The organism is Actinoplanes sp. CA-142083, assembly GCF_050942195.1.
GTDB lineage: Bacteria > Actinomycetota > Actinomycetes > Mycobacteriales > Micromonosporaceae > Actinoplanes.
In genome coordinates, this window is the sequence record NZ_CP192076.1 from 4399352 (window position 1) to 4414052 (window position 14701).

14 protein-coding genes are annotated in these 14701 nt (G+C 71.0%); 10 read left to right on the forward strand and 4 right to left on the reverse strand.

Annotated features, from left to right (window positions below; genetic code table 11):
- Nucleotides 1-2 precede the first annotated feature (2 nt).
- Nucleotides 3-854, reverse strand: coding sequence for a universal stress protein (locus ACQPZX_RS20170; protein WP_433383005.1), 852 nt, complete (start codon nucleotides 852-854; stop codon nucleotides 3-5).
- Entirely contained in the window at nucleotides 851-2362 is a 1512-nt protein-coding gene (locus ACQPZX_RS20175; protein WP_433383007.1) for an amino acid permease, read from the reverse strand. Before ACQPZX_RS20175 ends, ACQPZX_RS20170 begins: the two co-directional genes overlap by 4 nt.
- Before the next feature lie 140 nt (nucleotides 2363-2502).
- On the opposite strand from ACQPZX_RS20175, the gene ACQPZX_RS20180 reads away from it, so the two are divergent.
- The 7 genes from ACQPZX_RS20180 (at nucleotide 2503) to ACQPZX_RS20210 (ending at nucleotide 10485) form a co-directional block, all read left to right on the forward strand.
- Complete coding sequence (locus ACQPZX_RS20180; protein ID WP_433383009.1) at nucleotides 2503-2838, forward strand: STAS domain-containing protein; 336 nt, start codon at nucleotides 2503-2505, stop codon at nucleotides 2836-2838.
- Nucleotides 2839-2892: 54 nt separating this feature from the next.
- Entirely contained in the window at nucleotides 2893-3906 is a 1014-nt protein-coding gene (locus tag ACQPZX_RS20185) for an alpha/beta hydrolase (protein WP_433383011.1), read from the forward strand.
- A gap of 45 nt (nucleotides 3907-3951) precedes the next feature.
- Nucleotides 3952-5187, forward strand: a complete 1236-nt coding sequence (locus ACQPZX_RS20190; RefSeq protein ID WP_433383013.1) for an ATP-grasp domain-containing protein — start codon at nucleotides 3952-3954, stop codon at nucleotides 5185-5187.
- Nucleotides 5188-5319: 132 nt separating this feature from the next.
- Nucleotides 5320-5739, forward strand: a complete 420-nt coding sequence (locus ACQPZX_RS20195; protein ID WP_433385353.1) for a DUF5990 family protein — start codon at nucleotides 5320-5322, stop codon at nucleotides 5737-5739.
- Nucleotides 5736-8753 (forward strand): DEAD/DEAH box helicase, encoded by a 3018-nt coding sequence (locus ACQPZX_RS20200; protein ID WP_433383014.1) that lies wholly within the window; start codon nucleotides 5736-5738, stop codon nucleotides 8751-8753. Before ACQPZX_RS20195 ends, ACQPZX_RS20200 begins: the two co-directional genes overlap by 4 nt.
- Entirely contained in the window at nucleotides 8746-9546 is an 801-nt protein-coding gene (locus ACQPZX_RS20205; RefSeq protein ID WP_433383016.1) for a hypothetical protein, read from the forward strand. The genes ACQPZX_RS20200 and ACQPZX_RS20205 overlap by 8 nt, the downstream gene beginning before the upstream one ends.
- Before the next feature lie 111 nt (nucleotides 9547-9657).
- Nucleotides 9658-10485 (forward strand): hypothetical protein, encoded by an 828-nt coding sequence (locus tag ACQPZX_RS20210; RefSeq protein ID WP_433383017.1) that lies wholly within the window; start codon nucleotides 9658-9660, stop codon nucleotides 10483-10485.
- 59 nt (nucleotides 10486-10544) lie between these two features.
- On the opposite strand, the gene ACQPZX_RS20215 is transcribed toward ACQPZX_RS20210, so the two are convergent.
- Nucleotides 10545-11963 (reverse strand): SDR family NAD(P)-dependent oxidoreductase, encoded by a 1419-nt coding sequence (locus tag ACQPZX_RS20215; protein ID WP_433383019.1) that lies wholly within the window; start codon nucleotides 11961-11963, stop codon nucleotides 10545-10547.
- 78 nt (nucleotides 11964-12041) lie between these two features.
- Nucleotides 12042-12335, reverse strand: coding sequence for a hypothetical protein (locus ACQPZX_RS20220; RefSeq protein ID WP_433383021.1), 294 nt, complete (start codon nucleotides 12333-12335; stop codon nucleotides 12042-12044).
- A gap of 232 nt (nucleotides 12336-12567) precedes the next feature.
- On the opposite strand from ACQPZX_RS20220, the gene ACQPZX_RS20225 reads away from it, so the two are divergent.
- The 3 genes from ACQPZX_RS20225 to ACQPZX_RS20235 all read left to right on the forward strand — a co-directional run bounded on the left by ACQPZX_RS20225 (nucleotide 12568) and on the right by ACQPZX_RS20235 (nucleotide 14696).
- Complete coding sequence (locus tag ACQPZX_RS20225; RefSeq protein WP_433383022.1) at nucleotides 12568-12771, forward strand: ferredoxin; 204 nt, start codon at nucleotides 12568-12570, stop codon at nucleotides 12769-12771.
- A gap of 43 nt (nucleotides 12772-12814) precedes the next feature.
- Nucleotides 12815-13375, forward strand: a complete 561-nt coding sequence (locus ACQPZX_RS20230; protein WP_433383024.1) for a TetR/AcrR family transcriptional regulator — start codon at nucleotides 12815-12817, stop codon at nucleotides 13373-13375.
- 121 nt (nucleotides 13376-13496) lie between these two features.
- Nucleotides 13497-14696, forward strand: a complete 1200-nt coding sequence (locus ACQPZX_RS20235; RefSeq protein ID WP_433383026.1) for a cellulose-binding domain-containing protein — start codon at nucleotides 13497-13499, stop codon at nucleotides 14694-14696.
- The last annotated feature ends 5 nt before the right edge of the window (nucleotides 14697-14701 follow it).

Sequence of the window (14701 nt, forward strand, 5' to 3'; positions counted from 1 at the left end):
GGTCAGCCGCTGCGCGGGACCACCACCACCGGGCGGCGGGAGCGGCGGATCAGCCGGGCCGACACGCCGCCGAGCAGCACCCGGCGGGCCGGGCCGTAGCCGCGGGAACCGCAGAACAGCACGTCGACCTCGTCCAGGTCGGCGAGGGTGTCGACCACGTCGCCGGGGAGGATGCGCCAATCGGCGTCGCAGGCGGGTACCGAGGCCACGGCGGCGTCCAGCGACCGTTCGTAGGTCTCGCGGGCGGTCTCCAGGAACGCCCGCTCGGCGTCCTGCCCGATGAGGAACGGCATCGACGCGTCGCCGGAGGCGACCACCGTGTACAGGCGCAGCCGGGCGCCTGTCCGGGCGGCGAACCGGGCGGCCTCGGCCAGGGCGGCGCGTCCGTCCGGCGTGTCCACGTACGCCACGCCGATGACGCCCTTCGGGCCGGGCTCGGGGGACAGCTCGGCCGGCGCCACCGCCACCGGGCAGACGCTCCCCGAGAGGAGGCGCTCGGCGGTGCTGCCGGGATACAGGCGCTCGCGGGGCGCGTCCTTGCCGGAGCCCACCACGATCAGCGCGGCGCCGACCTCCTCGGCCAGGTCGTGCAGGCCGTGGGCGGCCGACGACGAGGCGATCGTCCGATAGGAGGCGTCGGTGTCGCCGAGGACGGAGCGGGCGGCGTCGAGGATCTGCTCGGCGGCGCGGTGGCGGTCGGCGACCCATTCGGCGTCGACGCGGCCGGAGCCGAGGGCGGCCGGCGCGGGGTGGACCACCGCGACGATCAGGGGGACGCCGAGCGTGTCGGCGGCCCATCGGCCCAGCGCCAGCGCCCCGGCGCCGGGCGCGCCGGCGATCACCGGCCCGGTCACGACTGATCACCCGAGCCGGAGGATGGGCCCGAGCCAGGCGCGGGATCCGAGCCGGGGTCCGCGTCCGATGACGGGTCGCGTGCCCAGCCCGGCGTGCTCGCCGGCTCGGATCGCAACCGTGAGTTCCGGTAGCCGTAGAGCGCGTAGATCAGGATCCCGACCGCCAGCCACACCACGAACCGCACCCACGTCTCCCACGGCAGGTCGGACATCAGGTAGATCGCGAAGGCCACCCCGATCACCGGCAGCACCGGCGACCACGGCACGCGGTAGGGCCGCGGCATCTCGGGGCGGGTGCGGCGCAGGACGATGACGCCGATGTTGACCAGGACGAACGCGAACAGCGTGCCGATGTTGACCAGCTCCACGATGGTGCCCAGCGGGACCAGCGCGGCGAGGATGGAGATCAGCACGCCCAGGCCGATGGTCAGCATCGCGGGCGTGCCGTAGCGCTGGTTGACGGTGGCGAGCCGCTGCGGCATCAGGCCGTCGCGGCACATGGCGAAGAAGATGCGGGTCTGGCCGTAGAAGATGACCAGCACGACGCTGGTGATGGCGACGACCGCGCCCAGCGCGAGGATCCCGGCCGCCCAGCTGATGCCGGCGCCCTCGTCGAGGGCGGTGGCCAGCGGCGCGTCGCTGCCCTTCATCTGGTCGGGAGTGGCGATGCCGATCGCGCCGATGGCGGTGAGCACGTAGAAGATCGTGCAGATCACCAGCGAGCCGATGATCGCCCAGGGCAGGTCGCGTTCCGGCTTGCGGGCCTCCTCGCTGCCGGTGGAGACCGCGTCGAAGCCGATGTAGGCGAAGAAGATGATCGCCGCGGCCGAGGTCACCCCGTCCACGCCGGCCGGGGCGAACGGGGTGAAGTTGCCGGTGCCGAAGTTCGCGAACGCCACCACGATGAAGAAGATCAGCACGGTCAGCTTGATGACGACCATGACCAGGTTGACCCGCACGCTCTCGGTGACGCCGCGGACCAGCAGGAACGTGATGGCGAGGACCACGAACAAGGCGGGCAGGTTGAACACGCCGCCCTCGGAGGGCGACTTCGAGATCGCGTCGGGCAGGGAGTAGCCGAACGCGGCGTCGAGGAACGCGTTGAGGTTGCCGCCCCAGCCGACCGCGATGCCGGCGACCGACACGCCGTACTCGAGGATCAGGTCCCACCCGATGATCCAGGCGACGAGCTCGCCGAGCGTCGCGTACGAGTACGTGTACGCGCTGCCGGAGACCGGGATGGACGAGGCCAGCTCCGCGTAGGACAGCGCCGAGAACGCGCAGGCCACCGCGGCCAGGACGAACGAGAGGACGACGGCCGGACCGGCTATGCCCGCGCCCTTGCCGATCACCACGAAGATGCCGGTGCCGATGATGGCGCCGACACCCATCGCGGTCAGCTGGGTCACGCCGACGGCCTTCTTGAGACCGTGGCCCTCCTCGGCGGTCTCGGTGATCAGCGAGCGCACATCCCGTACGGCGAAGATTCCCGGCTTGTTGGTTGACACCAGCCCACCCCACCCTCGATAAATCGGCGGCGACCGATCTCACTTTGTGCCCATCCGGTGACGCTGCGCAAGTCGAAACGCGTGGCGGCCTGCGAGGCCCCGGACGGCCGTTGTACCGTTGGGCGATGGGAGAGGCGGCGATGACGACACGTCGGCAGGCCGACGGGACCATCGTCATCGACGTGCGTGGCAGCCTCGACGCCGCCACCGTGGACGCCGTGCGCGAGACCCTGATGGGCACGCTGCAGCGGGAGCGCCCGGTCGTGCTGATCGTCGACCTGACCTTCGTGGTCTTCATGGATTCGATGGGCGTCGGCGCGCTGGTCAGCGGCTACAACCTGGCCCGCGAGACCGGCACCAGGTTCGTGCTGAGCAACCCGAGCGAGTTCGTCCACCATCAACTGCGGGTGACCGGCCTCGCCGAGATGTTCGGCCTGCCGCCGTCGTCGTCCCCGACGCAGACGTTCACGCCCTGAGGCCCGCGCCAGGTTTCGCGCGCGAGATCGTCCGGCGGCGGCTAATGTGCGGTCATGGAACGGGTCGCCGGGGCGTGGTGTGACGGCGTCGCGGCTTGCTTCCGCTTGCCAGATCAAGATCAAAAGCTTTCCGGCGTACGGCTGGTGTGCGGCTTCCTGGGCTTCCCGGAGTTCACCTACGCCCCCGAGCAGAAGCACTGGGAGCTGCGGGTGCCCCGGCCGGACGCGGCCCGCATCGAGTACAAGCTCGAGCTGACCCACCGCGACGGGCGCCGCGAGACGATCTGCGACGAGGGCAACCCGCGGCGCGCCCCCGGCGGCTACGGCGAGTCCTCGGTGCTCTGGTGCCCCGACTACCGCGAGCCCGACTGGCTGCACCTGCCCCCGGCCGGCGGCGATTGGCGAGACGCCCGGTCGGCCGACGCGCGGGTCTGGTCGCCGGCCTGCCCTTCCGACCGGGTGCTGGTCGTCCACGACGGCCCCGACTACGACAAGTACGCCGAGCTCGGCCGGTACGCGACGGCGTCCGTGGCGGCCGGGCGCGTGCCGCCGTTCCACCTCGTCCTGCTGCCCGCACCCGACCGCTTCGAGACGTACTCGGCCTCCAAGCCGTACGCGAAGAGACTGACCGCGGAGATCCTGCCCGCGCTCACCGCCGAATTGGGCGCGGCGGCGCCGGTTGTCGGCGCCGGCGCGAGCCTCGGGGCCTTCGCCATGCTGCACGCCCAGCGCTACGCGCCGGAGCTGTTCGCCGGCCTGTTCCTGCAGTCCGGCAGCTTCTTCCAGCACCGGTTCGACTCGCAGGAGTCGGGCTTCGCGCGCTACCAGCGGATCATCCGGTTCGTCGGGCAGGTCCTGCGCGCCCCCGCCGGCCCCGGCGTGCCGGCCACGCTGACCTGCGGCACCGTCGAGGAGAACCTGGCCAACAACCGCGGCATGGCCGCCGCCCTGCGCGAGCAGGGATACGAGGTGACCTTCGCGGAGAACCGCGACGCGCACAACTGGATCGGCTGGCGTGACGCCCTCGATCCGCACCTGACCACGCTGCTGCGCCGAGTGTGGAAGTAGCTGTAGCTGTCTCACCCCTCGTTTCGCACCCCTCGGGAGGACGACGTGGCGGACGTCGAGCACACCATCGGACTGTTGCTGGGCACCGAGGACGACTGGCCACGGGCGTACGAGGCGTTGTTGCGCCGCCTCGGCGTGGTCACCGGCCCGGACGGACGCACCCACCGCACCGGCTCGGTGCGGGTCACCATCGAGCCGTTCAACCTGCGGTACCGGCCGAAGCACGACCTGGTCATCGACCGGCTCGCGTACTGGTACTACCACCCGCGCGAGTGGCTCAAGAAGATCGCGCTGATGGACGACGTGTACCTGCTGAACAGCCCGTTCACGTTCCAGTCGATGGAGAAGCACGCGGCCTACTGCGCGATGATGCGGCTCGGCCTGAAAGTCCCGGAGACGGTGCTCGTCCCGTACAAGAATCCCTTGGACAATTCGCGGTACGCCTACACGTCGGCGCGCTACAACCAGGCCTTCGATCTTGACAAGACCGCCGATCAGGTCGGCTATCCGATGTTCATGAAGCCCTACGACGGCGGCGCCTGGGTCGGCGTGACGCGGATCCGGAACCCGCAGGAGCTGCACTCCGCCTACGACGCCTCCGGCGAGCGGCTCATGCACCTGCAGGCCGCGGTCGAGGGGTACGACGTGTTCGCCCGCTCGCTGACCATCGGCCCCGAGACGATGGTCATGAAGTTCCGCCCCGAGCAGCCCATGCACTCCCGCTACGAGGTGGACCACGGTTTCCTGTCGGCCGAGACCGGGAGTGAGGTGGTGACCATCTCGCGGCTGGTCAACGCGTTCTTCCGCTGGGAGTTCAACAGCTGCGAGTCGCTGGTGCGCGGCACCGACGTCCACCCGATCGACTACGCGAACGCGTGCCCCGACGTGGCGATCACCTCGCTGCACTACTACTTCCCGTGGGCGATGGCGGCGCTGCTGCGCTGGACGGTCTTCTGCGTGGTCACCGACCGCAAGCCCCGCCTCGACACCGACACGGCCCGCTACTTCGCCATCGGCGACGACGAGTCCCTGTCGTACGCCGAGAAGCTGGGCGAATACCGGCGCCTGGCCGACGAGTACTTCGAGACCGACCGCTACCGCGACTTCTGCGACACCTACCTGCCGCACGTCAACGAGATGGTCTACGACTGGGTGAGCTCGGAAGAGTTCCGCTCGCTGCTTCGCGAGACGGTCCGCGCCACGTACCCGGTGCACGAGCACGAGAAGTTCGAGGGCCACTTCGGCGGCCTGATCGACGCCTGGGTGCGTGACAACGGCTGATTCCAGTTTTGTCGTACCCCCGGCATGACCGCCTGCACCGAGCGGCAGCCAGCGGGACATGACGACGGCCTCGCAGGCGAGGGCCAGAAGGGCATGCCTTGGGCGGTACAGCCTAGAGTCGGTCTCGTGCTGATGCGGATTGAGGGGCGGGACCTGCCGGGGGGCGATGAGCTGCGGCTGCGCAACGTGCACGTGGGTGTGCAGCGCAAGGCCGAGGTTGTCGAGCGGGTGCCGGTGTCGGCCGCGTCGGCGGTGTGGGAGTTCGAGGTGACCACCCGCGAGATCGATGGGCTGCTCGACGTGGGCGGGCCGTTCGTGCACGGCCGCCCGGGGGCGCGGTTCCTCTATCTGAGCTGGGGGAACGTCTCGGAGTCCGGCTTCGAGATGTTCCGCCGGGCCAAGCTGATGTTCGGCGACATCCCGACCGCGTTGCTGCGCGCCGCGTTCGAGGGCGGCGGCGTCCTGGTGGGGGAGTTGGGGCTTTCCGACGCGTACGGCGATCCGGTGTGTGCCCGGGTCCGCCCGCCCGGGATTGTCTGGACGCTGCGATGACCGTTGTCGTCCAGGCCGGGGTGCGGGTGCTGCACGGGTTCGTGGCAGCCGACGGTGCGCTCTGCCTCTGGGGCGAGTCGGATATGTCGCCTGAATTCCGGCGGGGCCACGGTCACCCGTTCGCGATCGAGCGCGACCGGCTGCCCTGGGGAGAGGATCTCGCGCGCGCCACCCTGGTGCTGCCCTCGACCAGCGCCGGGCCGCTGCCTTCCCCGCAGCTCGGGCTCGCGCCCCGGCGGGGGACGCCGCGGCCGCGGACGTGGCAGGTGCCGGCCGTGGCGGTGCCGTTCGTCGACGACGACTTGGCCGACGAGTTCGACGGGCGGGTCGGACACTCCACGCGGTGGCTGATCGAGCTGTGCGCGTTCGCGGCCGACCTCGTGCGCCGCGGCCGGGTGCTGCCGTCGGTGCTGCCGCACGGTCCGATCGCGCGCTGGCGCCCGGTGCTGACCGGCTTCGACGCGATCCACCACGGCGACCTGCTGCGCCGCATGCCGGCCGCCTGCCGCGCCGCGACCGGCGCCCTGCCGGCGGCCGACGTACTGGCGGCCGCACTCAACCGGCTGGTCGACGGCCTCGTGCGCACCCGCCTGGCCGCCTCCGACGTCGAGATCGGCGACGGCTGGCTGGCCGCCCTGACTGGCGAGCCCGCCTTCAAAGCCGCGCCTGCCCTCGCTGACGAACTGGCCGACCGGCTCGACGCCTGGCACGCGAGCGCGGCGTCAGGCGCGGCGGTGCGGCTCTGCTTCCGCCTCAGCCACCTGCACGAGCTCGACGAGGAGCCCGACGCCACCGACGCCGCGGCTGCCGGTCGTGGCCTCGAAGCGGGGGGCGGCGCCGGCGGGTCCGATTCGGTCGGGTCGGGGGTCGGTACCGGGGGGCGGGATCTCTGGCTGCTGGAGTTTCTGCTTCAGGCGGTTGACGAGCCGAGTGCGCTGGTCACCGCGTCTGACATCTGGCGGGATGAGTATGCGCCGCTGCGGCGATGGACCCGGCATCCTCAGGAGCGGCTGCTCGGGGGGCTTGGGCGGGCGGCCCGGCTTTACCCGGATCTGCAGGCCGCGTTGCGGGTGCCGCGGCCGATCGACATGGTGCTCGATACCGCCGAGGCGCATGCGTTCCTCAGTCAAGCCGGGGTGCTCGAGGAGGCCGGCTACGGCGTGCTGCTTCCGACCTGGTGGCGGGAGCGGCAAGGGCTTGGGCTCTCGCTCGAGCTGCGCGGGCGCGACCCGATCACTCCGGTGTTGCGCGACGAGGCGGCCGATCTCGCGCACATGGTCGACTACCAATGGGGGCTTGCGGTCGGCGGGCAGTCGCTCACCGAGTCCGAGCTGACCGATCTCGCGCTGGCCAAGGTGCCGCTGGTGCGGCTGCGCGGGCGGTGGGTGCATCTCGACCCCGGCCATCTGGCGGCGGGGCTGCGGTTCCTCGAGCGCGGCGGGGGCTCGATGACCGCGGGGGCGGCGCTGCGCACGATCCGGCTGTTGCCGCCCGAGGAGCTGCCGCTGCCGGTCACCGCGGTCGGGGGCAAGGGGTGGCTGGCCGACCTGCTCTCCGGGGAGCTCGACCAGCGGCTCGAGCTGCTCGACCAGCCCGAGGGCCTGGTCGGTGTGCTGCGGGCGTACCAAATCAGGGGTTTTTCCTGGTTGGCCTTTCTCGACGGCCTCGGGCTGGGCGCCTGTCTCGCCGACGACATGGGCCTGGGCAAGACCGTGCAGCTGCTGGCGCTTCTGCTGCATCGGCGGGCGGGGCCGGCGCTGCTGATCTGCCCGCTCTCGGTGCTCGGCAACTGGCAGCGCGAATGCGAGCGCTTCGCCCCCTCGCTGGTGGTCAAGGTGCTGCACGGCGCCGAACGGCCCGCGCCGGCGACGCTTGCGGGCGCCGATATCGTGCTCACCACCTACGCGACGGCTGTGCGCGACGCCGATGATCTGGCCGCTATCACCTGGGACAGGGTCGTGCTCGACGAGGCGCAGCACGTAAAGAACAGCGGCAGCGGGGTGGCCAAGGCCGTCCGTCGCTTCCCCTCGCGGATGCGCATCGCCCTGACGGGTACGCCGGTGGAGAACCGTCTCGCCGAGCTCTGGTCGATCCTGGATTTCCTCAATCCGGGGGTGCTCGCGTCGTCGCACACGTTCCGGGCCCGGTTCGCGGTGCCGATCGAGCGTTTCGGCGACGAGGACGCCGCGGCCCGGCTGCGCCACGCCACCCGGCCGTTCCTGCTGCGGCGGGTGAAATCCGACCCCGCGGTCATCACCGACCTGCCCGACAAGCGCGCGGTGCGGCACCTGTGCGGGCTGACAACCGAGCAGGCGACGCTGTACCGCGCGGTGCTCGAGGACATGACTACGCGCCTGGCCGAGAGCACCGACAAATGGAACAAGGGCATCGTGCTGGCCGCGATGACCAAGCTGAAACAGGCGTGCGTGCACCCGGCGCTGCTGCTCGGCGACGGCTCGCCGCTGCCGGGCCGCTCCGGCAAGCTCGAGCGCCTGGAGGAGATCCTCGACGGCGCGCTGGCCGACGGCGAGAGCGTGCTGTGCTTCACCCAGTTCGCGAAGTTCGGCGCGATGCTGACGCCGCACCTCGCCGCCCGCTTCGGTGTGCCGGTGCGCTACCTGCACGGCGGCACCCCGCGGGCGGAGCGCGACACGATGGTCGCCGACTTCCAGAACGATGCGCGTCCCGGCATCTTCGTGCTGTCGCTGAAGGCCGGCGGCACCGGCATCAACCTGACCGCCGCCAACCACGTGGTGCACGTCGACCGCTGGTGGAACCCGGCCACCGAGGCCCAGGCCACCGACCGGGCGTACCGCATCGGGCAGCGGCGCGACGTACGGGTGCACACGCTGGTCTGCCTCGGGACCCTCGAGGAGCGCATCGACCGGCTGCTCGCCGACAAGGGCGTGCTCGCGGAGCGCGTGGTCGGCAACGGGGAAGGGTGGCTGACGGCGCTGGACACCGCCGAGCTACGCGAGCTGGTCCAACTTGCCCCGGAGGCGATCGTTGACTGACGACCGGCTGGCGCTGGCGTTCCTCGGGACCTTCGAGTCGCTGCGGATGGGGCCGACCTTCGCGCGCGGGCGGCGGGACGAGCGTGCGGGGCACGTTCGGCAGCTGACCATCTCGGGGAGCCTCGTGGTGGCGCTGGTCCGCGGGCCCGACGATCCCAAGGCGTTCCGGGCGCGGATAGCGGTGCGGTCGTTCGGCGCCTCGGAATGGGCGCGGGTCGAGCAGGATCTGGTGGCCGAGGCGCGGTTCGCGGCCGACCTGCTGGCGGGACGGATGCCGCCCGGGATCGGCGAGGTGTTCACGGGGGCGGGGCTCAGCCTGGTGCCGTTGTCGCTTGACGAGGTGGCGATGGACTGCGGCTGCGAGCGGTGGCCCATGCCGTGCGTGCATCTCGCGGCTACCTGCTACGCGCTGGCGCGGTCGTTCGAGGAGGATCCGTTCGGGGTCTTCGCCTGGCGCGGGCGGCATCGGGACGAGCTGTTGCTGCACCTGCGGGAGTTGCGCGCGTCCGCGACCGCCGCGACCCACGACGTCGCCGGGGGTCCTGATGCTCCGGTTGGAGCCGTTCTGACCGAAATTCCAGATGTTTCGGATTCACCCGAATCGGGGAAGGAGTGGGCTGCCGCCTTCTGGGGCGCCGAACCCTCGCCGCCCGCCGCGGCCAGCGGGCGGCCCGGGGCCGTCACCAGGCCCGATGCGCTGCTCGACCAGCTGGACCCGCCGCCGCTGTCGCACGACGGCCGTCCCGTTGTCGACCTGCTGCGGCCGGCCTACCTCGCCATGCCCGAAGAGTAGGCGGAGTCCGTTCTTCCACGATCGGGGTATACCCGGCGAAACCCGCCGGTCACGTTCCGTGCCCATGGTCCCCTTGTCAAGGCATAACTCTTTGTCAAGAGAAGGTGTGACATGAACCGATTTACCCGGATGCTTATGATGACCGGCCTCGGCCTGGTAACGGGCGTCACGGTCGGTGTGGGACCGGCCATGGCCGCCTCCAGCACCGACCAGGGGGCGGCGCGGTCGGAGGGCGGTGCCAGCGCTCAGTCGCGCAGCGACCGGGGCGACCGACTCGTCGGGTTCTTCCGCAGCTACCGGATGTGCGAGCGGGCCGGCGAATACGGCGAGGACGAGGGCTTCTGGGAGGACTACGACTGCATTCCGGTCCGTACCGGCGCCTTCCGGAAGCGTATTGCGCTGGTCGTCGACTACGACGACTGGGGACACGGCTGGAACGGCCACTGGCCGGGCAAGTGGTGGGTCGGCGGATGGTGGCCGGGCCACGGGAACTGGAACAGCAACTGGGGTTGGCCGGGCAACGGCTGGGGCAACAACGGCTGGGGTAACGGCAACAACAACGGTGGCTGGAACAACGGCAACGGCAACAACGGCAACGGCAACGGCAACAACAACGGTGGCTGGGGCAACGGCAACGGCAACAACGGGAACAACAACGGCAACAACAACGGGAACGGGAACGGCAACGGGAACGGGAACGGGAACGGCAACGGGAACGGGAACGGCAACGGGAACGGGAACGGGAACGGGAACAACAACGGCAACGGGAACGGCAACAACAACGGGAACGGCAATGGGAACGGCAATGGGAACGGAAACGGGAACGGGAACGGCAACGGGAACGGCAACAACGGCAACGGCTGGGGCAACAACAACGGGAACGGCTGGGGCAACGGCAACGGCTTCGGTCCCGGCAGCAACCAGGGTCTGCGCGGCTGATTCGCTCAGCTACACATAACCGGACGAGCCACACCCCACGGGGTGTGGCTCGTTCCGTGTCACCAGGCGACCGGCGCGTAGTCCTTGAGGAAGCAGCCGTACACGTCCTCGCCGAGCTCGCCGCGGACGATCGGGTCGTAGACCCGGGCCGCGCCGTCGACCAGGTCGAGCGGCGCGTGGAAGCCCTCGCCGGCCAGCCGCATCTTGGTCGGGTGCGGCCGCTCGTCGGTGATCCAGCCGGTGTCGACGCTGGTCATCAGGATGCCGTCGGCGAACATGTCGTCGGCGCTGGTGCGGGTCAGCATGTTCAGCGAGGCCTTCGCCATGTTGGTGTGCGGGTGGCCGGCGCCCTTGTAGCCGCGGGTGAAGATCCCCTCCATGGCCGAGACGTTCACGACGTAGCGGCGCGGGAACGACGACCTCGTCATCGCCGGCCGCAGGCGGCTGACCAGGATGAACGGCGCCGTCACGTTGCAGAGCTGCACCTCGAGCAGCTCGAGCGGGTCGACCTCGTGGACCCGGTCGCTCCAGCTGTTGGTCGGGGTGACGTCGGGGACCAGGCCGCCGGCGTCGATCGCGGCCGAGCGGGCGACCAGCGCCAGCTCGGTGACCTGCTGCGCGCTCAGCGAGGCGCCCGGCGACCCGGCGGTCAGCACGGCCGCGGGCGAGACCCCGGCGGTCCCGAAGTACTCGAGCTCGGGTAGCGGCCCGTCGGGCAGCGCTTCCCGTTCGGCGGCCGCGATCGCGGAGTAGGCGCCGGGTGTGCGGCGTACGGTCTGGGCCGCGTTGTTGATCAGGATGTCCAGCGGGCCGCGCGCCGCGACCGAGTCGGCGAGGCCGACGACCTGGGCGGGATCGCGCAGGTCGAGGCCGACCACCCGCAGCCGGTGCAGCCAGTCGGCGCTGTCGGGCATCGCCGCGTAGCGGCGGACCGCGTCGTGCGGAAAGCGCGTGGTGATGGTGAGGTCGGCGCCGTCGCGCAGCAGCCGCAGCGCGATGTACATGCCGATCTTGGCGCGTCCGCCGGTGAGGAGGGCCCGGCGACCGGTCAGATCGGTGCGGGCGTCACGCCGGGCGTGGTTGGTGGCGGCGCAGCCGGGGCAGAGCTGGTGGTAGAACGCGTCGACCACCGTGTAGCGCTGCTTGCAGACGTAGCAGCCGCGGGCCTGGCGCAGGACGCCGGCGGTGCCGCCGGTGATCGTGGTGCGCAGCGGGATGCCGGCGGTCTCGTCGTCGATGCGGCCGGGCGCGCCGGTGGCGGTCGCCTCGGTGACCTCCCGGTCGGCCGCGAGGATCGCGTCGCGCCGCTCGCGGCGGCGCTGCAGCTTGACGGTCTTGAACAGCCCGGCGGTGGCCCGGCGGATGGCGACCGCGTCCGGATGCTCGGGCGGGAGCATCTCGGCCTCGGCCAGGACGGCCAGGCAGATCGCCAGCCGCTCGGGGTCCAGCCCCGCGCTCATGTCGGCGTCGCCCGCCATTTCCGTCCCGTCTCCTTCGCTGGTGGCCTACCCCAGAACTCTACTGAGCCCTTCTGATCGGCCGCGAAGTCGCCCGCTTTACGTGAGCGTCGCCATCCGTGCCACCGGACGGGTGGCATGGCGGCGCGAGTTGAGCCGCTTCGGCACGACCTCGATGCGGGGTTCCCGATCGGGGTCGAGCTGGGCGGGCGACGACACGACGATCACCGACGCCAGCCCGTCCTTGAGCATCTGCAGTGCGGCGGCCCAATCACCGCAGATCAGGCCGGCCACCGCGTAGCGGCGGACGGCGCAGTAGTCGAGGCAGCGAGCCGCGTTCACCTCGAATCTGTCCGGCTGCACGAAAACAACCGCGTTCGTCACCGTGACCATCTCCTCCACCCCGGGTCGCTGTGCGAGCGGGACCACTCGTCGCCGCGCCCCCCGACTATCGACCCTCCCGGGTCGTACATGGACTGTCCGTCCGGACATTTCCCTTGTACTGTCGGGTTGCTGACTGACCCAAACGTCCTTAGCCTCTTTCACGAGCCGCACGTATTGACGAGCCTCGCGATAACCGGCAGTGTTGAAGAGTTCGCCCACCGTGGAGCACGGGAGCTGCCCCATGAAGGTAACGGTCGACACCAGCCTGTGCATAGGCTCGGGGACCTGCGCGCTGACCGCGCCTGCCGTCTTCGGTCAGGACGAGGAGCAGGCGGTGGTCGTCGTTCTCGACAGCTCGCCGCCCGAGTCGCAGCGGGAGGCGGTCGAGCTGGCCGTCCAGAGCTGCCCGGCCGCGGTCATCCGGATGTTCGCCACCACAGGCTGAGACGGTCCGGCATACATTGAGTAATTTCGATAGTTTGAGGTCCATGCGCGCAACGGGGGAGACCGACGACTCGCTGCTGTTCGCGGCGGCCGAGACGTTCGGGCGGGATGGGTACGCGGCCACGTCGCTGGACGAGGTGGCAAGGCTCGCCGGCGTCGGCCGCGGCGCCGTCTACCACCGCTACGGCACCAAGTCGGCCCTGTTCCGGGGCGCCCTCGTGTTCCGGCAGCGCCGCCTCGCCGAGCGGTTCGTGTCGGCCTCCTCGGTGCGGATCGGGTGGGACGCCCTGCGCGCCGGGTGCACGGTGATGCTCGACGCCTATCTGGATCCGGGCGTGCGGCGGATCCTGCTGATCGACGGTCCGGCGGTGCTCGGCCCCGAGCAGGTCCGGACCATCGAGGACGGACACGTCGGCGACCTGCTGCGCCGCGGCCTCCAGCAGGCCACCGGCGACCGGGACGTGGAGGCGCGGCTCTCGGTGCTGCGCGGCGCGCTCGCCGAGGCGGGGCTGCTGCTGGCCCGCGATCCGGCGGCGCTGGGCGCGCTCGAGCGCGAGATCGATCTGCTGCTCGACGCGTTCGAGCGGAACCCGGCGCCGGCTTAACGCTTTTCATCTCCGCGAAACATAACTACGATCGTCGATATATGGGAGCGCTCCCATAAGTGGGCGCTTGCCCACTCAGAGTGGGCAAGCGCCCACTCCACGGACGCGACGGAGGAAGCCGATGCGGCGACGAGTTCTGGCTCTGGGGGTGGCGGCCGCGGTGGCCGGCGCGGGCATGGTCGTGGCCTTCGCGCCGGCGGCCACCGCGGCGGCGGCCTGCCAGGTGGACTACGAGGTCAATCAGTGGTCCGGCGGCTTCACCGCCGACGTGAAGGTGACCAACTTCGGCGCCGCGGTCACGTCGTGGACGGTCGCCTGGGCCTACGCCGGCGACCAGAAGATCACCAACGGCTGGAACGCGACAGTGACCCAGTCGGGCAGCGCGGTGACAGCGACCAACGTGGCCTGGAACGGCAGCCTCGCCAGCGGCGGCTCGGCCAGCTTCGGCTTCCAGGGCACGTTCGCGGCCGCCAACCCGGCGCCGACGGCGTTCACCCTCAACGGGGTTGCTTGCGGGCCCGACGCGACACCGACGACGCCGCCCACGACCGGCCCGACGACGCCGCCCACCACACCGCCGACAACGCCGCCCACGACGCCGCCCACGACCGGCCCGACCACGCCGCCGGCCCAGAACTGTGTCGCCACCGCGGTCTGCGACGGCTTCGAGAACCAGACCGGCACGACGCCCGGCGGGAACTGGGCCGTCACGTACCCGGACTGCTCCGGCGCCGGCACCGCGGCGATTGACAAGACCGTCGCGCACGGCGGCGCCACCTCGCTGCGGATCAACGGCGCCGAGGGCTACTGCAACCACGTCTTCGTGCGCAGCACCGCGATCCTCGGCACGACCAGCAACGTCTGGTACGTCCGCTACTGGGTGCGGCACACCACCGCGCTCCCGGCCGCGCACGTCGCCGCGGTCGCCATGCGCGACGCCAACGACGGCGGCAAGGACCTGCGCTTCGGCGGGCAGAACGGCGCCCTGCAGTTCAACCGCGCCTCCGACGACGCCACGCTGCCCGAGCAGAGCCCGGCCGGGGTGGCCCTCTCCGCCCCGCTGCCGGTCAACACGTGGAACTGCGTCGAGTTCAAGGTCGACGGCCGCGACGGCACCATCCAGACCTGGCTCAACGGCACGTCGGTGCCCGGCCTGCTCGAGGACGGCGTCGCCACCCACGACATCGACAGCCAGTGGCTCAACCGCACCTGGCGGCCCAGCCTCACCGACCTCAAGCTCGGCTGGGAGAGCTACGGCTCCGGCGCCGACACCCTCTGGTACGACGACGTGGCCGTGAGCGCGATGCGCAACGGCTGTTAGGGCCT